General features: G+C 67.0%; 20 protein-coding genes. 8 read left to right on the top strand and 12 right to left on the bottom strand.

Annotated features, from left to right (window positions below; translation table 11 throughout):
• Nucleotide 1 precedes the first annotated feature (1 nt).
• The 6 genes from pyrE to folK all read right to left on the bottom strand — a co-directional run bounded on the left by pyrE (nucleotide 2) and on the right by folK (nucleotide 5,275).
• Nucleotides 2-589 (bottom strand): orotate phosphoribosyltransferase, encoded by a 588-nt coding sequence (pyrE, locus tag V8J38_RS07345; protein ID WP_291774421.1) that lies wholly within the window; start codon nucleotides 587-589, stop codon nucleotides 2-4.
• Between the two features lie 45 nt (nucleotides 590-634).
• Entirely contained in the window at nucleotides 635-1,414 is a 780-nt protein-coding gene (locus tag V8J38_RS07340) for a TIGR00730 family Rossman fold protein (protein WP_134580523.1), read from the bottom strand.
• Nucleotides 1,415-1,451: 37 nt separating this feature from the next.
• Nucleotides 1,452-3,716, bottom strand: a complete 2,265-nt coding sequence (locus tag V8J38_RS07335) for a RelA/SpoT family protein (protein WP_291774410.1) — start codon at nucleotides 3,714-3,716, stop codon at nucleotides 1,452-1,454.
• A gap of 59 nt (nucleotides 3,717-3,775) precedes the next feature.
• A complete protein-coding gene (gene rpoZ / locus V8J38_RS07330) occupies nucleotides 3,776-4,135 on the bottom strand; it encodes a DNA-directed RNA polymerase subunit omega (protein ID WP_003165386.1) in 360 nt (119 codons plus the stop codon).
• 93 nt (nucleotides 4,136-4,228) lie between these two features.
• On the bottom strand, nucleotides 4,229-4,663 hold the full coding sequence (locus V8J38_RS07325) for a cupin domain-containing protein (RefSeq protein WP_338578485.1): 435 nt from the start codon (nucleotides 4,661-4,663) through the stop codon (nucleotides 4,229-4,231).
• A 51-nt stretch (nucleotides 4,664-4,714) separates the two neighbouring features.
• Nucleotides 4,715-5,275, bottom strand: a complete 561-nt coding sequence (folK, locus tag V8J38_RS07320) for a 2-amino-4-hydroxy-6-hydroxymethyldihydropteridine diphosphokinase (RefSeq protein WP_338578484.1) — start codon at nucleotides 5,273-5,275, stop codon at nucleotides 4,715-4,717.
• Nucleotides 5,276-5,297: 22 nt separating this feature from the next.
• Here folK and V8J38_RS07315 point away from each other — a divergent pair, with 22 nt between their 5' ends.
• Nucleotides 5,298-5,879, top strand: a complete 582-nt coding sequence (locus tag V8J38_RS07315; protein ID WP_291774399.1) for an NYN domain-containing protein — start codon at nucleotides 5,298-5,300, stop codon at nucleotides 5,877-5,879.
• A complete protein-coding gene (locus V8J38_RS07310) occupies nucleotides 5,876-6,532 on the top strand; it encodes a uracil-DNA glycosylase (RefSeq protein WP_338578482.1) in 657 nt (218 codons plus the stop codon). Before V8J38_RS07315 ends, V8J38_RS07310 begins: the two co-directional genes overlap by 4 nt.
• Nucleotides 6,533-6,536: 4 nt before the next feature.
• Here the strand turns inward: V8J38_RS07310 and V8J38_RS07305 are convergent, their stop codons facing one another.
• Nucleotides 6,537-7,694 carry an N-acetylmuramoyl-L-alanine amidase family protein gene (locus tag V8J38_RS07305; protein WP_422388337.1) on the bottom strand — a complete coding sequence of 386 codons (1,158 nt, stop codon included), beginning with the start codon at nucleotides 7,692-7,694 and terminating at the stop codon, nucleotides 6,537-6,539.
• Nucleotides 7,695-8,201: 507 nt separating this feature from the next.
• On the opposite strand from V8J38_RS07305, the gene V8J38_RS07300 reads away from it, so the two are divergent.
• From V8J38_RS07300 to V8J38_RS07290, 3 genes are read left to right on the top strand one after another with little or no spacing between them, the layout of a single operon-like run.
• A complete protein-coding gene (locus V8J38_RS07300; RefSeq protein ID WP_338578480.1) occupies nucleotides 8,202-10,895 on the top strand; it encodes a ribonuclease E/G in 2,694 nt (897 codons plus the stop codon).
• A gap of 54 nt (nucleotides 10,896-10,949) precedes the next feature.
• Entirely contained in the window at nucleotides 10,950-12,371 is a 1,422-nt protein-coding gene (locus V8J38_RS07295; RefSeq protein ID WP_338578479.1) for a M48 family metalloprotease, read from the top strand.
• 39 nt (nucleotides 12,372-12,410) lie between these two features.
• A complete protein-coding gene (locus tag V8J38_RS07290; protein WP_338578477.1) occupies nucleotides 12,411-13,241 on the top strand; it encodes a thioredoxin domain-containing protein in 831 nt (276 codons plus the stop codon).
• A gap of 25 nt (nucleotides 13,242-13,266) precedes the next feature.
• Here V8J38_RS07290 and V8J38_RS07285 read toward each other — a convergent pair whose 3' ends face one another.
• From V8J38_RS07285 to V8J38_RS07265, 5 genes are all read right to left on the bottom strand, one after another.
• Nucleotides 13,267-14,055 carry a thiazole synthase gene (locus V8J38_RS07285; RefSeq protein WP_003168099.1) on the bottom strand — a complete coding sequence of 263 codons (789 nt, stop codon included), beginning with the start codon at nucleotides 14,053-14,055 and terminating at the stop codon, nucleotides 13,267-13,269.
• A 188-nt stretch (nucleotides 14,056-14,243) separates the two neighbouring features.
• Nucleotides 14,244-14,441: a sulfur carrier protein ThiS gene (thiS, locus tag V8J38_RS07280; protein ID WP_003168098.1), complete on the bottom strand. Its 198-nt coding sequence runs from the start codon at nucleotides 14,439-14,441 to the stop codon at nucleotides 14,244-14,246.
• 94 nt (nucleotides 14,442-14,535) lie between these two features.
• Nucleotides 14,536-15,189 (bottom strand): glutathione S-transferase family protein, encoded by a 654-nt coding sequence (locus tag V8J38_RS07275; protein ID WP_291774366.1) that lies wholly within the window; start codon nucleotides 15,187-15,189, stop codon nucleotides 14,536-14,538.
• Nucleotides 15,186-15,659 carry an SRPBCC family protein gene (locus V8J38_RS07270; protein WP_291774363.1) on the bottom strand — a complete coding sequence of 158 codons (474 nt, stop codon included), beginning with the start codon at nucleotides 15,657-15,659 and terminating at the stop codon, nucleotides 15,186-15,188. The genes V8J38_RS07275 and V8J38_RS07270 overlap by 4 nt, the downstream gene beginning before the upstream one ends.
• The gene (locus tag V8J38_RS07265; RefSeq protein WP_338578474.1) at nucleotides 15,656-16,003 is read right to left on the bottom strand and encodes a metalloregulator ArsR/SmtB family transcription factor; all 348 of its coding nucleotides are present in this window, start codon (nucleotides 16,001-16,003) and stop codon (nucleotides 15,656-15,658) included. The genes V8J38_RS07270 and V8J38_RS07265 overlap by 4 nt, the downstream gene beginning before the upstream one ends.
• Before the next feature lie 143 nt (nucleotides 16,004-16,146).
• Between V8J38_RS07265 and aroQ the strand changes: the two genes are divergently transcribed.
• The 3 genes from aroQ to accC are packed head-to-tail and all read left to right on the top strand — an operon-like array spanning nucleotide 16,147 to nucleotide 18,486.
• Nucleotides 16,147-16,602, top strand: coding sequence for a type II 3-dehydroquinate dehydratase (gene aroQ, locus V8J38_RS07260; protein WP_291774357.1), 456 nt, complete (start codon nucleotides 16,147-16,149; stop codon nucleotides 16,600-16,602).
• 40 nt (nucleotides 16,603-16,642) lie between these two features.
• Nucleotides 16,643-17,128: an acetyl-CoA carboxylase biotin carboxyl carrier protein gene (gene accB / locus V8J38_RS07255; RefSeq protein WP_291774354.1), complete on the top strand. Its 486-nt coding sequence runs from the start codon at nucleotides 16,643-16,645 to the stop codon at nucleotides 17,126-17,128.
• A gap of 5 nt (nucleotides 17,129-17,133) precedes the next feature.
• Nucleotides 17,134-18,486, top strand: a complete 1,353-nt coding sequence (accC, locus tag V8J38_RS07250; protein ID WP_291774351.1) for an acetyl-CoA carboxylase biotin carboxylase subunit — start codon at nucleotides 17,134-17,136, stop codon at nucleotides 18,484-18,486.
• Nucleotides 18,487-18,491: the final 5 nt, after the last annotated feature.

Below are 18,491 nucleotides of genomic sequence, written 5' to 3'. Positions count from 1 at the left end.
CCTACCCCTTGGACAACCGGCGGCTGCCCGGATCCTCGACCGGCAGGGCGGCCAGTTCCGGCGGCAGGGCGTCGGCCGGATAGGCCGGCACCTCCATCGAAGCCAGGGCGATCAGGGGCACGCCCACATCGACCTTGCCGCCCGAACGATCGACGATGCAGGCCGCGGCGACGACATGGCCGCCCGCCTTCTGGATCGCGGCGATGCATTCGCGCGAGGACAGCCCCGTGGTGACGATGTCCTCGACCATGACGATCTTCTCGCCCGGCTCGACCGAGAAGCCGCGACGCAGTTTGAACTCGCCGCCCTCGCGCTCGACGTACATGGAGCGCACGTTCAGGTGCTTGGCCGTCTCATAGCCGGGGATGATGCCGCCGACGGCGGGCGAGATCGCCGCATCGACCGGGCCGACCGTAGCGATGATCTTTTCGGCCAGCGCCTTGCACAGGCGCTCGCAGCGGGCGCCATCCATGAAGACCAGGTTCTTCTGCAGGAAGACCGGGCTGTGCAGGCCGGACGAGAGGACGAAATGGCCTTCGCGCAGGGCGCCGGCGTCGCGGAATTCGTTGAGGACGTCTTCAGTGTTCATGAAAGCCGTCCTTAGACCCTGTGACGGCAGCCCTCAACCCGCGCCCTATTTGATGTCGCAGTTGGGCTTCAACCCGCCTTCCAGCAACCGGGTCCACACCGTCTCGGCGTCGTCGGCGAAGGCGAACAGCTCCATGTCCGACGCCTTCACCATGCCGTGCTCGATCAGGGCGTCGAAATTGATCACCGAGCGCCAGTAGGCCTCGTCGAACAGGACGATGGGGATGGGCGGCGCCTTGTCGGTCTGGCGCAGGGTCAGGATCTCGAACAGTTCGTCCAGGGTGCCGAAACCGCCGGGGAAGACCACCAGCGCATTGGCCCGCATGGCGAGATGCATCTTGCGCATGGCGAAGTAGTGGAACTGGAACGTCAGTTCGGGCGTCGACCACGGGTTCGGGAACTGCTCGTGCGGCAGGGTGACGTTGAAGCCGATGGACGGCGCCCCGGCCTCGTGCGCGCCCTGGTTGGCGGCCTGCATGATGCCCGGTCCGCCGCCCGTGGCGATGACGTTGTCACGCACCTCGCCCGGTTCGCCCCGGAAGGCGCCGCCGCGTTCGGAGGCGATGCGGCCGAACTCGCGCGCCTGCTCATACCAATAGGCATGGCGACCGTCCCCGTTCACGCCCACGCGGGCGCTGCCGAAGACGACAATGGTGGAGCGCACGCCCCACGCCTTCAACGCCTGCTCGGCCTTCTCATACTCCATCAGAAAGCGCACGCCGCGCATCGACTCGCCCAGCAGGAAGTCCTGATCCAGGGCGGCCAGACGATAGGAGGGCGAGGCCATCTGGGCCTCATTGGCGAGCTTTTGTTGTTCGGGAGACATTACGACCTTTGAGAAAACTGATGGCGTCAGCGTCGGCTCAGCCGCGCGCGCGATCGACCGTATCGACGTAGGGATTGGCCCTCAGCGCCGCAATGATCATGGTGGCGTGGCGGGCGTCCTCGACCTCCACGTCGATGTTGACGTCATAGAAGTCGTGCTGACGATGGGCCATCGACAGGTTCAGGATGTTGCCGCCCGCCTCGCCGATAATGGAGGCCACCTGCCCCAGCACGCCGCGCGCATTGGTGAGGGTGGCGTGCAGCTTGACCGAGCCGACGGCGCTGCGCTCGGCCTGCGGCGTCCACTGCAGATCCTGCCAGACGGAATCGTCGTCGGCGAAATCGGCCAGGGTCTGGCAGTCGATGGTGTGGACCGTCAGCCCCTTGTCCGGCTCAAGAATGCCGACGATGCGGTCGCCCGGCACGGGCGAACAACACTGGCCGAAATGGATGCTGACGCCGGGCGTCAGACCGCCGCCGCGCACGAACAGACGCGGCGATTCCTCGCCGATGCGCTTGCGCTCCGGCCCGGCCTTCAGTTGCCCCTTCAGCGCCGGGAACAGGGTCTCGGCCACGCGCGTCGCGGTCAGGCGGCCGCGACCGATAGCGTCGAACATGTCTTCTTCCGACGGCATGGCGAAGGTCTTCAGCACCTCCGTCAGCTTGACGTCGGCCAACGACTTGCCCGCCCGCTCCAGCGTCTGCTCCAGCGTCGTCTTGCCCAGACGCACGAACTCCTCGCGCTCCGACGAGCGGATGAATCGACGGATGGCCGAGCGCGCCCGGCCCGTGACGGTCAGGCTGCGCCAGTCGGTGGGCGCCTCGCGCTTGGTCCCGCGGATGATCTCGACCACGTCGCCGTTCTGAAGCGCCGTGCGCATGGGCTTCAGTTCGCCGTTGATCTTGACCCCCACAGCCGTGTCGCCGACCTCGGTGTGGACGGCGTAGGCGAAGTCCAGCGGCATCCCGCCGCGCGGCAGGGTGATCAGCGTCCCCTTGGGCGTGAAGACGAAGACCTGGTCCAGATACATTTCGAGCTTGGCGTGCTCGACCCAGTCCTCTCCCCCCTCTCCGTGCTCGATCACCTGAACCAGATGGCGCAGGTTCAGAAGGGGGTCGCGGCCGCCGTCAGCCTCCATCGCCTCACGGTCGAAGCCGTAGGACTGGTTCTTGTAGCGCCAGTGCGCCGCCACCCCGTCCTCAGCCACGCGGTCCATGGCCTCGGTGCGGATCTGCATCTCGATACGCAGGCCGCCCGGCCCGACCACCGTGGTGTGCAGGGACCGGTAGTTGTTCGACTTCGGCGTCGAGATGAAGTCCTTGAACCGCTCCGGCACCATGGGCCACGCGCGGTGAATGACGCCCAGGGCGCGATAGCAGTCGTCCTCGCTCTCGACGATGACGCGGAAGCCGTAGATGTCCGACAGGGACGAAAAGCCGACTGTCTTGCGCTGCAGCTTGCGCCAGATGGAATAGGGCGTCTTCTCGCGCCCCTTGACCCGTGCCTGGACGCCCGCCTCGGACAGGACGCGCTCGATCTCAGGCGAAACGGCCTCGATGGCGCTGCCGTTCTCGAGCTTCAGGGCTTCCAGACGACGCTGGATGGCGACGCGCGCCGTGGCGTTCAGATGCTCGAACGCCAGCTCCTCCAACTCGGCGGCGATGGAGTGGATGCCGATCGACCGACCCAGCGGCGCATAGACTTCCAGCGTTTCGCGACTGATGCGCTCGCGCTTCTCCGGCTTCACGAAGTGGAGGGTGCGCATGTTGTGCAGACGGTCGGCCAGCTTGACCAGCAGCACCCGCACGTCCCGGCTGATGGCCAGGATGAATTTGCGCAGATTCTCGGCCTGACGCGTATGCTCGGCCTGCAGCTCCAGCCGCGACAGCTTGGTGACGCCCTCGACCAGGACGGCGATCTCCTCGCCGAACATCTCGGCGATGTCGTCCCGGGTGGCGGAGGTGTCCTCGACCACGTCGTGCAGCAGGGCGGTGACGATGGTCGCCGTGTCCAGGCGGTAATCCGTCAGAATGCCCGCGACCTGGATCGGGTGGGCGAAATAGGGATCGCCGGAGGCCCGCAGCTGCGAGCCGTGCATCTTCATCGCATAGACATAGGCGCGGTTCAGCAGCGCCTCGTCGGCGGTCGGGTCATAGGCCTTGACCGCCTCGATCAGTTCGAACTGGCGCATGATCGGTGCGCGCTTGGTATCAGACAATGCAGGGCCTTCAGACGACTTCGGCGCCGCCTCGGAAAGAGACGACGCCGATGTCTTGTCCTGCAGATTCGCGGCGGGGTCCATCGGCGTGTCCGTCTGAGGTCGCGCCGCCCGTCTTGCTACCTTGGTGACCGGGTCGGCCGTCAGTAGCGCTCCTCCTGGCCCCCGTCGCGGTCGCTTTGCAGCGCGCGGATCAGCTCGGCCTCAGCCATGTTCATGTGCTGCGGCTCGGCCAGCAGGGCCACGACCTCGGCTTCGTCCTCGGCCTCGGTGCGCTCATCGACCCGTTGCAGGGTGGTGATGATGTTCTCGCGCAGTTCGTCCGGGGTGACGGTGTCCTCGGCCAGCTCGCGCAGGGCGACGACCGGGTTCTTGTCGTTGTCGCGGTCCAGCGTCAGCGGGGCGCCGTTGGCGATGTTGCGGGCGCGGTGGCCGGCCAGCAGAACCAGACCAAAGCGGTTCGGCACCTTTTCGATGCAGTCTTCGACAGTGACGCGGGCCATGAATTTCCTCTGGCGGCAGGGAGAACCGCACAAAATATAGGGTGAAAGCCAATTGTGCAACGCCGCGAAGGCGGCATTGAGGCGGTTTTCCGGTCAATCCCGCCGCTTCGACAGCGGATAGGAGATGATCAGAACCAGATCCTCGTCCCCCGTCTGGCGAATGCCGACGACATTGCCGTCGTAAAGATAGGCCGCGTCGCCGGGTCCGACAACAGCATCCTCCCCGTCGCTGCTGACCACGCCGGCGCCGCTGACGACATAATAGACCTCGTCATGAGCGATGGGATGCAGGCCGATCGAGGCCCCTGGGTGCAGGATCCGCTTGCGGAACTCCATCGCCCGGTTCGGCACGCCGTCGCTGATGCGATAGGCCGTGCTCATGCCTGTCCCGTTATGCGGCGGCGGCTGCATCACGCGGACATCCGCCTCCCGTACGACCCGTCCGACGCCCGCAGGCGGCGAAGCGGGCGTCGCCCCGTCCTGGGCGGCCAGAAGGGCGGCCATCGTCATCAACAGGGCGAGGCTCATGTCATGTCTCTCGGTGTCATCGCCCCACCCTGCCCCGGCGACGCGTCGACATCAATGCGGCAAAGGCCGCGCGTCGCGCCCCACGCCGGCGCGCTCCGCCAGGTCCTTCGCCAGGCCGCCGCAGACCGGATGAACCCACCCCGGCGCGATCTCGGCCAGCGGCCCCATGACGAACAGCCGGTCCGCCGCGCGCGGGTGCGGCAGGATCAGCCCGTTCAAATCCCCGCTGAGACGCCCATAGGCGATCAGGTCCAGATCCAGCGTCCGCGGCGCATTGCGCGCCGTCCGCACCCGGCCGAACAGATCCTCGATCCGCCCCAGGGTCCGCATCAGGGTCGGAGCGTCATGGGCGGTGCTGACCACGGCCACGCCGTTCAGGAACGGCGGATCCGTCGGATCGGGCCAGGCCTGCGACGACCACCAGGACGAACGGGCCAGAACATCCACGCCCTCGGCGCGGAACCGGGCCAGCGCCGCCTCCAGCGCCTCGACGCAGGACGACCAATCGCCCTTGTCATTGCAGCCCAGTGCGACGATGACTGCCGCGTCCAGATCGATGTCGGGCCGGGATTCCCCGGCGGCGTCGGTCGGGACTTTCATTTTCTCGACCATATCGACGGACTCATTTTCGTTCATGACCGACCACCCCGACGACCGCATCGCCCTGTTCATCGACGGCGCCAACCTCTATTCGGCGGCGCGCGCCCTGAACTGCGACCTCGACTTCAAGAAGCTCTCCACATGGTTCGTCGGCGAAGGCCGGCTGGTGCGCGCCTATTATTACACGGCCGTGGTCGAGGGCGAAGAATTCTCGCCTGTCCGTCCCCTCGTCGACTGGCTCGACTACAACGGCTTCACCGTCGTGACCAAGCCGGTGAAGCGCTTCACCGACGCCCAGGGCCATAGCCGCACCAAGGGCAATATGGACATCGAGATCGCGGTCGATATGCTCGAGTTGGCGCCGCGTCTGGATCAGGCGGTGCTGTTCTCGGGCGACGGCGACTTCCGCCGACTGGTTCAGGCGATGCAGGCCAAGGGCGTGCGCGTCACCGTCGTCTCGACGGTCAAGAGCCAGCCGCCCCAGATCTCCGACGACCTGCGCCGCCAAGCTGACGCCTTCATCGATCTGGCCGACATCATGAACCAGGTCGGCAAGCCCAAGGCTCCGATGAATCAAGGCGTGGCCCGCACCCTGGACCGGAGCGACCGCGCGTGAGTTCCCGACTGAGCGCTGAGTTGAATCCCGAGCCGCCCCGCGACTGTCCCCTGTGCCCGCGTCTGGTCGCCTACCGGGCCGAGAACGCGCGCCAGAACCCGGACTGGTGGAACGGTCCGGCGCCCTCCTTCGGCGATCCGAACGCACGACTGCTGATCGCGGGATTGGCGCCGGGCCGCACCGGCGCCAACCGGACGGGCCGTCCCTTCACCGGGGACCACGCCGGCTGGCTGCTGTACGACACGCTGAAGAAGACCGGTTTCGCCCAGGGTCGCTATGACCCGAACGGCGACGACGACCTGACGCTGGTCGACTGCATGATCACCAACGCCGTGCGCTGCGCCCCGCCTCAGAACAAGCCGACGGCGACGGAGGAGAATACGTGCCGCCCCTTCCTGGTGGATCGGCTGGCCGCCCTGCCCCGGCTGAAGGTGATCGTGACCCTGGGCGACGTGTCCCGGCGCAGCATCCTGCGCACCCTGGGCTATCCCGGCTCAGCCATTCCCGCCGGGCACGGGGTCGAGGGCAAGGTCGGTCCCTACACCCTGATCAACAGCTATCACTGCTCGCGGCTCAACACGAACACCGGCCGCCTGACCGCCGAGATGTTCGAGGATGTCTTCAGACGCGCCAAAGCCGCGCTGGAGGCCTAAGGCTTCAACCCCCGGCGATGTCTCCGGCGACCATCACCGGGGCGGCCGGTTCGCGGAAGTAGCGGTCGATGCCCTCGGCGACCGAGCGCATCAGGCGACGGCGGGCGCGTTCGTCGCTCAGGACGCGCTCGTCTTCCGGGTTGGTGATGAAGCCCATCTCCAACAGGACGGCCGGAACGTCAGGCGCCAGCAGCACGGCCAGGCCCGCATCGCGGTGGCTGCGGCGCAGCAGGGGGTGGTTGTCCCTCTCGATATGGGTCAGCAGCACCCGCGCGAACTGGGCCGAGCGGTTCTGGGTGGCGCGCTGGGTCATGTCCAGCAGGATGCGGTCGACCGAGGCGTCGCGACCCGGCAGGCGCAGGTCGCGTTGCCAGTCGTCGCCCTTGGTGAACTCGCGCACGGCGCGACCCGCGCCCTGTTCGGACAGAGTGTAGACGCTGGCGCCGCGCAGCGCCGGGTCCGACCCCGCGTCGGCGTGCAGGGAGATGAACAGATCCGCTCCGGCGTCGCGGGCGATCTGCACCCGACGGCCGTGGATCACATAGACGTCGCCGTCGCGGGTCAGGCGCACGCGATAGCGGCCTGTGCGCTCCAGCGCCGCCTTGAGATCCCGAGCGGCGGCCAGGGTGACGGCCTTTTCCTGAACATGCTGGCCCTGAGCGCCGGGATCGCGGCCGCCGTGGCCGGCGTCGATGACGATCAGAGGCTTCTCGGCGCGGGCCTGTTCGCGACGCGGCGCGGCGACCGGAACCGCCGCAGCGTCGCCCGTGGCCTTCAGGTCGATGACATAGCGATAGTGGTCCACCCCGTCGCCGGGCGGCAGCAGGAAGCGACGCTCGATCTCGGCGCCGCGCGCCAGGTCCAGCCGCACGCGCGACGCGCCTGAGGCCGCGCTGACCTCATATCCGCGCACCAGGCCCGTGCCGCTGCCCTCCAGCCCCCGCGCCGGACTGACGCCCGCCAGGGACAGGATGACCCGTCCAGCCGAACCGTCCTCGATCACCTGACCGCGCGTCGAGCGTCCCAGATCCAGCACCACGCGAGTCCGCTGGGCGTCGCCGCCGAAGCGAAGACGCACGATCTCGCCGTCCGGACCGAAGGCCAGGCCCCGCGTCGCCGTGAACACGACAAGGCAGATGACGACAAACGCCAGGCCGGTCATCGACCATTCGCGCACGCCCCAACGGCTCAGATTGTCACGCCACCGACCCAACATCAGAGGGAAATCGCCCTGCAGTTTAGGGGCCAGCATGACCCCAGGGTTTAAGGATTTCGTTAAGACCTCTTACCGCCTCGGTTCTTTTATTTTCCGCAGCATATGCCTATTATCGGTTCCGCATGCGAACGATCGCGCCGCCCGTCATCTGTTCGGGATCAGGCGCGCCCTCCTCGCGGCGCTGAAACTTTCACCAATTCCGAGGATCGCGCGGCCTGGCCGTCGATCCGGAGATACGGGTTCGGGATGCAGCCTTGATCGGCGCGTTCGGACCCAGGACCGACAACCCAATGGGCCGACCCGCCTGCGCTCCCGAACGGCAAGATCATGCCGCTCTCGCTTTCAGCGAGGGGATGACGCGCGCCCTGGCCCCCATTTCCATTCGGCGAGCCGCCCCTATTCCCGCGACTGCGTTCGCGGCGCACGGCCTGGCGCGCCTGAGAGAGACCTTCAATGTCAAAAACCATGTTGATAGACGCGGCGCACGCGGAAGAAACCCGCGTCGCGATCGTGGACGGCCGCCAGGTTGAGGAATTCGATTTCGAATCCCGCGCGCGGCGCCAGCTTCGCGGCAACATCTATCTCGCCAAGGTCACCCGCGTAGAGCCCAGCCTGCAGGCCGCCTTCGTCGAATACGGCGGCAACCGCCACGGCTTCCTGGCCTTCAACGAAATCCACCCGGACTATTATCAGATCCCGGTCGCCGACCGCGAAGCCATCATGGCCGAAGCGCACGACGACGCGGACGAAGACGATCTGGGCCGTGAATCCGACGACGCCGATTCCGACGGCAAGCTTGCCGACGAGGAACGCCTGAAGCGTCGCCTGATGCGCCGCTACAAGATCCAGGACGTCATCAAGCGTCGCCAGATCCTGCTGGTGCAGGTCGTCAAGGACGAGCGCGGCGCCAAGGGCGCGGCCCTGACCACCTGGCTGTCGCTGGCCGGCCGCTACTGCGTGCTGATGCCGAACACCGGCAAGGGCGGCGGCATCAGCCGCAAGATCACCAACACCTCGGACCGTCGCCGGCTGAAGTCCGCCGCCGCTGCGCTGAAGGTGCCGCAGGGCATGGGCCTGATCATCCGCACGGCGGGCGCCAAGCGCACCCGCGCCGAGATCAAGCGCGACTATGAATATCTGCTGCGCCTGTGGGAGACGATCCGCGAACTGACCCTGCGCTCCAACGCGCCGGCGATGATCCACGAGGAAGAGAACCTGGTCCGCCGCGCCGTGCGCGACATGTACGACAAGGACTTCGACGGCATTCAGGTCGAGGGCGTCGAGGGCTTCAAGCAGGCCCGCGACTTCATGCGCGTGCTGATGCCGTCCCAGGCCAAGAAGATCCACCTCTATCAGGGCTCGCGCCCGCTGTTCGCCTCGAACGGCATCGAAGAGGTGCTGACCCAGATTCACCAGCCGGTCGTGCCGCTGAAGTCGGGCGGCTATCTGGTCATCAACCAGACCGAGGCCCTGGTGGCCATCGACGTGAACTCGGGTCGCGCCACCAAGGAGCGCAACGTCGAGGCCACGGCGACCAAGACCAACATGGAAGCCGCCGTCGAGGCCGCCCGCCAGCTGCGCCTGCGCGACCTGGCCGGTCTGATCGTCATCGACTTCATCGACATGGACGAGGGCAAGAACAACCGCGCGGTCGAGAAGGCCCTCAAGGACGCCCTGGCGAAGGACCGTGCGCGCATCCAGATGGGCCGCATCTCCGGCTTCGGCCTGATGGAGATCAGCCGTCAGCGCCGCCGCCTGGGCGTGATCGAGGGCGCGACCGAGGTCTGCGAATGCTGCCAGGGCGCCGGGCGCGTCCGCTCGGCCGAATCGGCGGCCCTGACCACCCTGCGCGCTGTCGACATCGAGGCCGGGAAGAACGGCGCGGGGTCGGTGAACCTGCGCGTCTCGACCGCCGTGGCGCTGTATATCCTGAACCACAAGCGCGAATATCTGCAGTTCCTGCTGGAGCAGCGCGGCCTGAACGTCATCATCCAGATCGACGACAGCCTGGCCCAGGGCGAGCACTCGATCGAGCGCACTGAAACGAACGAAGACTTCGTCGCGCCCGAAAGCCACATCGACCTGGCCGACCTGGACGACGGCTTCGACGACAGCGCCTATGACGACGAGGACGAAGACGCCGAGGACGAAGACGACTTCGGCGACGACGAAGACCAGGCCGATCTCGACCGCGAGGACGAGGACGACGACGAGGCCCGCGCCCGCTCCGAACAGGACGACGACAGCCGCGGCGGACGCCGCCGTCGCCGTCGCGGCGGTCGTCGTGACGAGGAGACCGAAACCGCCGCTTCCGACGATGACGACGACAGCCGGGGCGGCCGCCGCCGCCGGGGCCGTCGCGGCGGTCGCCGGATGCGCGAGGAAGGCGAACGCGACGTCTATGCCTGGGTGCGCGGCCGCACGCCGTCGCTTCAGGACCCCTACGTCTGGTTCGACCCGATCAACCCCGCCGCCGCTCGCCCTGAACGTAAGGAAGAGCGCAAGCCCGAAGCGGTCAGCGAGGATGCAGCCGCCGATGTCGGTCTGGATCAGGTCGCCGCCTCCGAAGAGGGCCGCAACGGCCGTTCGCGCCGTCGTCGTGGTCGCGGCCGGGGTCGCGGTCAGGGCGAACTGACCCACGAGGCCAAGGTCGAGGACCGCGCGGCCAACGAGGGACTGCCGCCCGTCGGCTCGCCCGACACGCCGATCGCCGTGGTGATCGAAGGCGAAACGGCCGAGGCTCCAGCCGTCGAAGCCGCGCCGGCCGTCGAACAGGCGGAAGCGCCCAAGCGTCGCCGCGTGCGCCGCAAGGTCAGCGCCGCCGCCGTGGAAGAAACGACTGACGCCGCCGCACCGGCCAAGGTCGAGGCCGAAGTCGCGCCGGTCGTTGCTGAACTGGACGTGCCGCCCGCCGTGGCCGCCCGCGTCGAACAGGCCATCGAGGAAGCCCTCGAAGAAGCCTTGGGCGAAGCGGCTCCGGCCGAAGCCCCGGTCGATGTCAAGGTCGTCCTCGAAGAGGCCGTCGTCCTGGTCGAGCCGGCTGCGGCGCCGACGCCCGAGGTCGACATCGCCGCGATCATCGCCGACGATCCGAACCAGATCAGCGCCCCGCCCGCCAAGCCCAAGCGGGGCTGGTGGCGCCGTTGATCGGACACGATTAAGCTGGAAGCTGCGGGGGAGACTATCGCTCTGGAGTTCGTCATGACCAGGACGCCCCCCGCCGCAACCCGCATCCGGCGCCATCTGGCCGCCGGGCTCGGCGCCCTTGCCGTGCTGGCCTCGGCCGCGTCAGTCCAGGCGCAGAGCCTGATCCGAGACACCGAGATCGAAGGCATCATCCATGAGTGGTCCGAGCCCGTGCTCGACGCCATGGGCCTGGACCCGGCCGAGGTCGAGATCCTGCTGGTCAACGACAACGACCTGAACGCCTTCGCCACGCGCGGGCGGATCATGGGGTTGAACACCGGCCTGATCCTGCGGACCAAGAGCCCCAACCAGCTTCTGGGCGTGATCGCCCACGAGGCCGGCCATATCAAGAACCGCCACACCCTGCGCGACGGCGCCCAGAACGCCGGGATGCAGCCGATGATCATGACCATGGCCCTGGGCGCCCTGGCCGCGATCGCGGGCGCGCCGGACGCGGGCGCGGCTCTTTTGGCCTCCAGCCAGTATTTCGGCACCTTGGGCGCCCTACGCTACATGCAGAGTCAGGAGGGCGAGGCCGACATCACCGGCGCCCGCGCGTTGGAGCGCGCCGGGGAATCCGGGCGCGGCATGGTCGAGTTCTTCGAGAATTTCCGCGCGCAGGAAATCTTCTCGGATCAGCGCCGCTATCCCTACTTCCGCAGCCACCCCCTGTCCTCCCAGCGGATCGAGGCCCTGCGCCGCCCCGTCGAGGCCGCCTCCCACTACGACAAGCGCGACAGCGACGAGCGGATGGCCCAGCACGCCTTGGTCGTGGCCAAGATCCGCGCCTTCATGGACGCGCCCAACGCCACCTTGCGCGACTATCCGTCCAGCGACGTCACCCTGCCCGCCCGCTACGCCCGCGCCATCGCCTGGTATCGCGACGGCCAGACGCAGAAGGCGCTGGACGCGGTCGACGTCCTGTTGGCCGAACAGCCCGAAAATCCCTATTTCTGGGAGCTGAAGGGCCAGATCCTGTTCGAGGAAGGCCGCCCGGCCGAAGCCCTGGGCGCGCATGAGAAGTCGGTCGAGCTGAAGCCGGACGCCCCCCTGCTGCGCATCAACCTGGCCCACGCCCTGATCGAGACCAGCGACCCGACCCAGTTGGCCGAGGCCGAGAACCAGCTGAAGCGCGCCCTGGCGCTGGAGCCGGACAACACCATGGGCTGGCGTCTGCTGTCCCAGGCCTACGCCAGCCAGAACAAGGAGGGCGAGGCGCGCCTGGCCTCGGCCGAATACTGGTTCGCCCTGCGCCGCCCGGATCAGGCCGCCCAATTCGCCATGCGCGCCCGCGACATGCTGGACCGCAGCTCCATCGAATGGCGTCGCGCCACCGACATCGTCCTGGCGTCGGGCGCCACCGAAAAGGACATCATCGACGCCGAACGCCGCAACGAGCAGCGCAGCCGCTCCGGCGTCATCCCGCCCGGCGCCTGACGCCCAACCCGCCTTCTCTTTTCGCCTGACGAGACCTTGATGACCGACGACACCCCCCGATCTGGCCAGGAGCCCGACCAGACGGCCGATCAGCCTGCCGTGACGCCGCCTGCCGCCGCCAAGAGCCGGTTCGCTCTGTCAGGAACGGTGCTGGGCGGCGCCGCCGTGGCCATGTCGGCGCTGGCCCTGGCCCTGTCGGCCGCGCCCTATCTGAGCGGCGGTTTCGGCGGCAAGGTGCGCGACTATCTGATCAGCAACCCTCAGGTGCTGGACGAAGTCCTGGCCGCACGCGAGACGATGGAATCCCAGTCGCGCGTCCAGACCATCAACGCCGCCGCCGCCGCCAATCCGGCCCTGCTGGCCGCCGATCCGCGCGATCCGGCCTTTGGTCCCGCGAACGCCAAGGTGACGGTGATCGAATTCTTCGACTTCCGCTGCCCCGGCTGCAAGGCGGTGGCTCATGATTATCGCGCCCTGATGGCCGCCCACCCCGAGGTGCGTTTCGTCTTCAAGGACTGGCCGATTCTGGATCGCGGCGACGACGTGACCTCGCAGTACGCCGCCCGCGCCGCCCTGGCCGCGCATCAGCAGGGCAAGTATCTGGCCGTCTATGACGCCCTGATGGCCGAACGGGCGCTGGATCGCGCCGCCATCGACCGCATCCTGGCCGACAACGGCGTCGACATGGCCAAGGCCAACGCCGCCATCTCGGCCCCCGAGATGACGCGCCACGTCACCGACATCCACACGGCGGCGGCGACGCTGGGCCTGCAGGGCACGCCGACCTTCTTCATCAACGGCGTCGCCAGCCCCGGCATCGACCCGCGCGAGGTCGGCGCCCTGATCGAAGCGGCCAAGAAAAAGGGCTGACCTTCCGGTCAGCCCCCAAGCCGTCTCAGATCAGCCCCGCCAGCGGCGAGGACGGATCGGCGTAGAACCGCTTCTTCATCCGCCCGGCCAGATAGGATTCCCGCCCGGCGATGACCGCGTGCTTCATGGCGCTGGCCATCAGCAGGGGATCGCGCGCCTCGGCGATGGCGGTGTTCATCAGCACGCCGTCGCAGCCCAATTCCATGGCGATGGCGGCGTCGGAGGCCGTGCCCACGCCCGCATCGACCAGCACCGGCACCTTGGACTGCTCGACGATCAGGCGGATGTTGATCGGGTTCTGCACCCCCAGGCCCGAGCCGATCGGCGCGCCCAGCGGCATGATGGCCACGGCGCCCGCGTCCTCCAGCTTGCGCGCATAGACGGGGTCGTCGGTGCAATAGACCATGACCTCGAAGCCCTCGGCGGTCAGCAGCTTCAGCGACCGCAGGGTCTCCTCCATGTCGGGGAACAGGGTCTTGGGATCCGCCAGAACCTCCAGCTTGACCAGGGTCCATCCGCCCGCCTCGCGCGCCAGACGCAGGGTCCGCACCGCATCCTCACCGGTGAAGCAGCCCGCCGTATTGGGCAGATAGGTGTATTTCTTCGGGTCGATGAAGTCCGTCAGCACCGGCTGGTTCGGATCGGTCAGGTTCACCCGACGCACGGCCACGGTGACCATCTCGGCGCCCGACGCCTCGGCCGCCGCCGCGTTCTGGGCGTAGTCGCGATACTTGCCGGTGCCCACGATCAGGCGCGAGTTAAAGGTGCGGCCGGCGACGGTCCAGCTGTCGGTGCGGGGAGCGGTGTCAGTCATGCCTAGGGAAGTAGCGCCGCCCGCCGCCGGGGGGAAGCGGCGTTGCGGGATTTGATCGTCCCGCCCCTCTCTACCGCTCATCGCCGCAGAGGCGGGGACCCAGTGCTTTGGCGGCAAGCACAACGGGCTAATGGCGAGCCAGGGGTTCTTACTGGATCCCGCCTCCGCGGGGATGAGCGGATTTAAAGTCAGCCCCCGCCCACGAACTGCACCAGTTCGATCCTGTCGCCCTCTGCCAGCGCCGTCTCGCCATGCAGCGAGCGCGGCACGATCTCCAGATTGCGCTCGACCGCCACCTTCTTGGGGTCCAGCGACAACTCCTGAACCAGACCCAGAATGGTCGTGGCTGCGGTATCCCGCGCCTCGCCGTTGACTTCGATACGCAAACTGTTCGCTCCAAGAGATGCAGGATGGAGGTCAAGCCTCCATCGGATATCTTCGATAATGGGCCTTGCCGCACGGGACGGCAAACTCCCGCGTCTAATCACGGTCCGGCGCGCCCAGCGGAAAATAATGGCGGAAGGGCCGCGCCTCATCCACCGCCCGTGCAAAGGACGGCCGCAGAAGCAGGCGCTCGCGATAGGCCTTGAGATGGCGATGCCGCTCAGGGATCGGATACGTCCAGTCAGCGTAGAACAGCGAGGGCGCCGCGGCGCAGTCGGCCATGGTGAAGGTCTCGCCGACCGCCCAGGTCCGTCCCTCCATGCGCTGGTCCAGCCAAGCGTAGCTGGCGTCCAACATCCCACGCGCTTCCTCGACCCCTGTGGGATCGCGATTTTCAGCCGGACGAAGGGCGTCGAACACAAACTTGCCCTGCGGCGTCATGACATAGTTGTCGAAAATCCGGTCCAGCATCCGCACCTCGACCGCAAGCTCCGGGTTCTCGGGGATCAGTTTCACTGGGCCAGGACAGCGTACCTGCAGGTACTCGATGATAATCGACGCCTCGAGAACCACTCGCCCATCGTCGCGCAGGATTGGAAAGCGCTTCAGCGGCCACAGGGAAGCAAACGTTTCCCCCACGCCCTCCTCCTCCAACATGCGGTAGGTAAAGGGCACGTCGTTTTCATAGAAGGCGATGAGCGCCTTCTGACAGTAGGACGAGAACGGGTGGGCGAAGAGCTCCATGCTCATGCGAAGGCCTCGGTCTGCCGACCTTCAAGCACGGCGCAGAGGTTGTCGATATGCCATGCAGTGCCGTGCTCTCGGCTCGTCACGGCCTCCGCACCGCCGGTCAGGTAAGCGCCTTGCTCGGTATGGATAAGCCGGGTCCCATCCCCCTCGGCCATAAACTCCAGCGTCATAAGGGAGACCGAGAGCTTATCGCCGTTATGGATCATGTCGTAGACGAGGATGATCCGTTCATTTTTGACGATGTCGCGGTAAGCGGCCTGAAAGTCGGTGACCATTCCGCTAGGCCAACGGGCATGGAAGCGTTCCTGGCCGCCGACGCGGAAATCGAAATCGCGGTTCAGCGTTTCAACGTCCAAGGGCGCCTTGAACCAGGCGCTCTTGGCCTCAAGGCTGCTGTAGGCGGCGAAGACCCGCTCCGGCGAGGCGTTCAGCACTCGCTCGATGATGAAAGTCGCATTGGTGATGGTCATCGGTCTGTTTCCTCAGGACCTGGCTTAGCCAGGTAGGCTTCCAACTGATCGTATTGCTGCGCCCAGAAACGCTTACGGTCAGCGATCCAGCGTTCGACCTGGCTCATGGCGCCGACGTCCAGGGCGCAGGTGCGCACTCGGCCCGTCTTACGGCTCTTCACCAACCCGGCGTCCTCCAGCACCTTCAGGTGCTGGACCACGGCGGACAGCGTCATTGGCAAAGGCTCTGCCAGTTGACTGACGGACGCCGGACCGACGCTTAGTCGCTCGACCATGGCGCGGCGCCCTGGATCCGAAAGGGCGTGAAAGGCCTGATCGAGACGTTTCTGATCATACTGTAGCATTTGCTTAACTATTGCGCGGACAGGAGTTGGCGTCAATCCCTCCCCCTACGTCACCCTTTTTCCCCGCCCGCTTTGCGCCGCGCGCCACCTAGGCTACAACGCGCGCTCGATTCCGCGCGGCGGCGCGCCTGTTTTGCGAGCGAATGCCCGAAACTCTCACCCTGTATGTCCTGAACGGGCCGAACCTGAACCTGCTGGGGGTTCGGGAGCCGGATATCTATGGCCGCGAGACGCTGGCTGACGTTCAGGCCATGTGCGACGCGGCGGCCGATGGCGCGCGCGTCGTCTTCCATCAGTCAAATCATGAAGGCCAGTTGGTCGACTGGATTCAGGAAGCCAGGAATGAGGCCGACGCCCTGGTCATCAATCCGGCCGCCTTCACCCACACCTCGGTGGCCCTGCTTGACGCGCTGAAGACGCTGAGCATCCCCGTGGTCGAGTGCCACCTGTCGAACCCCGCCGCGCGCGAGGCGTTTCGGCATCACTCCTATGTGTCCCTGGCCGCGACCGGCGTGATCGCCGGCTTCGGCCCCCGCAGCTATGAATTGGCCGTCCGGGCCGCCCTGGACCTGGCGCGTCGCGCCGGGGCCAAAGGCTGACCGCCGCGCGCCGTCTGAAGATCAAGTAGAAGAGACCCTCATGTCCGACGACAAGAACAAGAACATCGACGCCGATCTGGTCCGCAGCCTGGCCGACATCCTGAACGACACCGATCTGACCGAGATCGAGGTCGAGCGCGGCGATCTGAAGATCAAGGTGAAGCGCGAAGTCACCGTCGCCGCGGCTCCGATCCAATACGCCGCCGCCCCGGCCCCGGTCGCCCATGCGGCTCCGGCGGCCGCCCCGGTCTCCATGCCGTCGGACCCGGCGACCATCGTCGCCCGCTCGGGCGAAGAGGTGAAGTCGCCGATGGTCGGCACCGCCTATCTGCAGCCCGCGCCGGGTTCGGACCCCTTCATCAAGGCCGGCGACAAGGTCAAGAAGGGCCAGACCCTGCTGATCGTCGAGGCCATGAAGACCATGAACCCGATCCAGGCGCCGCGCGACGGCGTCGTGGCTGAAATCCTGGTGGGCGACGCCCAGCCGGTCGAGTTCGGCGAAGCCCTGGTCGTGCTGGAAGCCTGAGCCCCATGTTCACCAAGGTCCTGATCGCCAACCGGGGCGAGATCGCGCTGCGCATCCACCGGGCGTGCAAGGAGATGGGAATCTCCACCGTCGCCGTTCACTCCGAGGCCGACCGCGGCGCCATGTGGGTGCGTCTGGCCGATGAGAGCGTCTGCATCGGCCCGGCGCCGGCGGCCAAGTCCTATCTGAACATCCCCTCGATCATCGCGGCGGCGGAAATCACCGGCGCCCAGGCGATCCACCCCGGCTATGGCTTCCTGGCCGAGAACGCCCGCTTCGCCGAGATCATCGAAGCCCACGGCATGACCTTCATCGGTCCCAAGCCGGACCACATCCGCATCATGGGCGACAAGATCACGGCCAAGCAGGCGGTGAAGGACGCGGGCATCCCCGTCGTCCCCGGCTCTGACGGCGAGGTCGAGACGGTCGAACAGGCCATCGAGGCGTCCAAGGCCATCGGCTTCCCGCTGATCGTCAAGGCGGCCGCCGGCGGCGGCGGTCGCGGCATGAAGGTGGCCCAGACGGCCGATGATCTGGTCGAGGCCGTGCAGACGGCCCAGGCCGAGGCCCTGGCCGCCTTCGGCAACGGCGCCGTCTATATGGAGCGCTATCTCCAGAAGCCGCGCCACATCGAGATCCAGGTCATCGCCGACAGCCACGGCAACGTCGTCCACCTGGGCGAACGGGACTGCTCGCTGCAACGCCGTCACCAGAAGGTGCTGGAAGAGGCCCCCTCTCCCGCCCTGTCGGCCGAGGGCCGCAAGAAGATCGGCGAGACGGTCAACAAGGCCATCGCCGCCATCGGCTACCTGGGCGCCGGGACCATCGAGTTCCTGTGGGAGGACGGCGAGTTCTTCTTCATCGAGATGAACACCCGCCTGCAGGTCGAGCACCCGGTCACCGAAATGATCACCGGCGTCGATCTGGTGCGCGAACAGATCCGCATCGCCGCGGGTCTGCCGCTGTCGTTCACGCAGGAAGAGATCACCTTCGAGGGCCACGCCATCGAGGTGCGGATCAACGCCGAGAACCCGGACACCTTCACCCCCTCGCCGGGCACGATCACCGAGTTCCACGCGCCGGGCGGTCTTGGCGTGCGTCTGGATAGCGCCATCTTCGCCGGCTATTCGATCCCGCCCTATTACGACAGCCTGATCGGCAAGCTGATCGTCCACGGCCGTGACCGCGAGGAAGCGCTGGCGCGTCTCAAGCGCAGTCTGGGCGAGACGGTCATCAGCGGCGTCGACACCACCATCCCGCTGTTCCAGAAGCTGTTGCAGGAGCCGGACATCCTGTCGGGCGACTACGACATCCACTGGCTGGAGAAATGGGCGGCGGCGCAGAAGGCCAAGGCCTAAAGGCC

Origin of the sequence: Brevundimonas olei (genome assembly GCF_037055245.1) — a bacterium.
GTDB lineage: Bacteria > Pseudomonadota > Alphaproteobacteria > Caulobacterales > Caulobacteraceae > Brevundimonas > Brevundimonas olei.
This window is presented reverse-complemented; position numbering and strand designations above follow the sequence as displayed.

Bases quoted from the DNA above. Each gene is read 5' to 3' on its own strand.
- V8J38_RS07265 (WP_338578474.1), bottom strand. From the start codon at position 16,003: ATGCTACAGTATGATCAGAAACGTCTCGATCAGGCCTTTCACGCCCTT.
- accC (WP_291774351.1), top strand. From the start codon at position 17,134: ATGTTCACCAAGGTCCTGATCGCCAACCGGGGCGAGATCGCGCTGCGC.
- V8J38_RS07275 (WP_291774366.1), bottom strand. From the start codon at position 15,189: ATGAGCATGGAGCTCTTCGCCCACCCGTTCTCGTCCTACTGTCAGAAG.
- V8J38_RS07315 (WP_291774399.1), top strand. From the start codon at position 5,298: ATGACCGACCACCCCGACGACCGCATCGCCCTGTTCATCGACGGCGCC.
- pyrE (WP_291774421.1), bottom strand. From the start codon at position 589: ATGAACACTGAAGACGTCCTCAACGAATTCCGCGACGCCGGCGCCCTG.
- V8J38_RS07270 (WP_291774363.1), bottom strand. From the start codon at position 15,659: ATGACCATCACCAATGCGACTTTCATCATCGAGCGAGTGCTGAACGCC.
- V8J38_RS07305 (WP_422388337.1), bottom strand. From the start codon at position 7,694: ATGACCGGCCTGGCGTTTGTCGTCATCTGCCTTGTCGTGTTCACGGCG.
- V8J38_RS07295 (WP_338578479.1), top strand. From the start codon at position 10,950: ATGACCAGGACGCCCCCCGCCGCAACCCGCATCCGGCGCCATCTGGCC.
- folK (WP_338578484.1), bottom strand. From the start codon at position 5,275: ATGGTCGAGAAAATGAAAGTCCCGACCGACGCCGCCGGGGAATCCCGG.
- V8J38_RS07340 (WP_134580523.1), bottom strand. From the start codon at position 1,414: ATGTCTCCCGAACAACAAAAGCTCGCCAATGAGGCCCAGATGGCCTCG.
- V8J38_RS07285 (WP_003168099.1), bottom strand. From the start codon at position 14,055: ATGACTGACACCGCTCCCCGCACCGACAGCTGGACCGTCGCCGGCCGC.
- V8J38_RS07335 (WP_291774410.1), bottom strand. From the start codon at position 3,716: ATGGACCCCGCCGCGAATCTGCAGGACAAGACATCGGCGTCGTCTCTT.
- aroQ (WP_291774357.1), top strand. From the start codon at position 16,147: ATGCCCGAAACTCTCACCCTGTATGTCCTGAACGGGCCGAACCTGAAC.
- V8J38_RS07290 (WP_338578477.1), top strand. From the start codon at position 12,411: ATGACCGACGACACCCCCCGATCTGGCCAGGAGCCCGACCAGACGGCC.
- V8J38_RS07300 (WP_338578480.1), top strand. From the start codon at position 8,202: ATGTCAAAAACCATGTTGATAGACGCGGCGCACGCGGAAGAAACCCGC.
- V8J38_RS07325 (WP_338578485.1), bottom strand. From the start codon at position 4,663: ATGAGCCTCGCCCTGTTGATGACGATGGCCGCCCTTCTGGCCGCCCAG.
- rpoZ (WP_003165386.1), bottom strand. From the start codon at position 4,135: ATGGCCCGCGTCACTGTCGAAGACTGCATCGAAAAGGTGCCGAACCGC.
- accB (WP_291774354.1), top strand. From the start codon at position 16,643: ATGTCCGACGACAAGAACAAGAACATCGACGCCGATCTGGTCCGCAGC.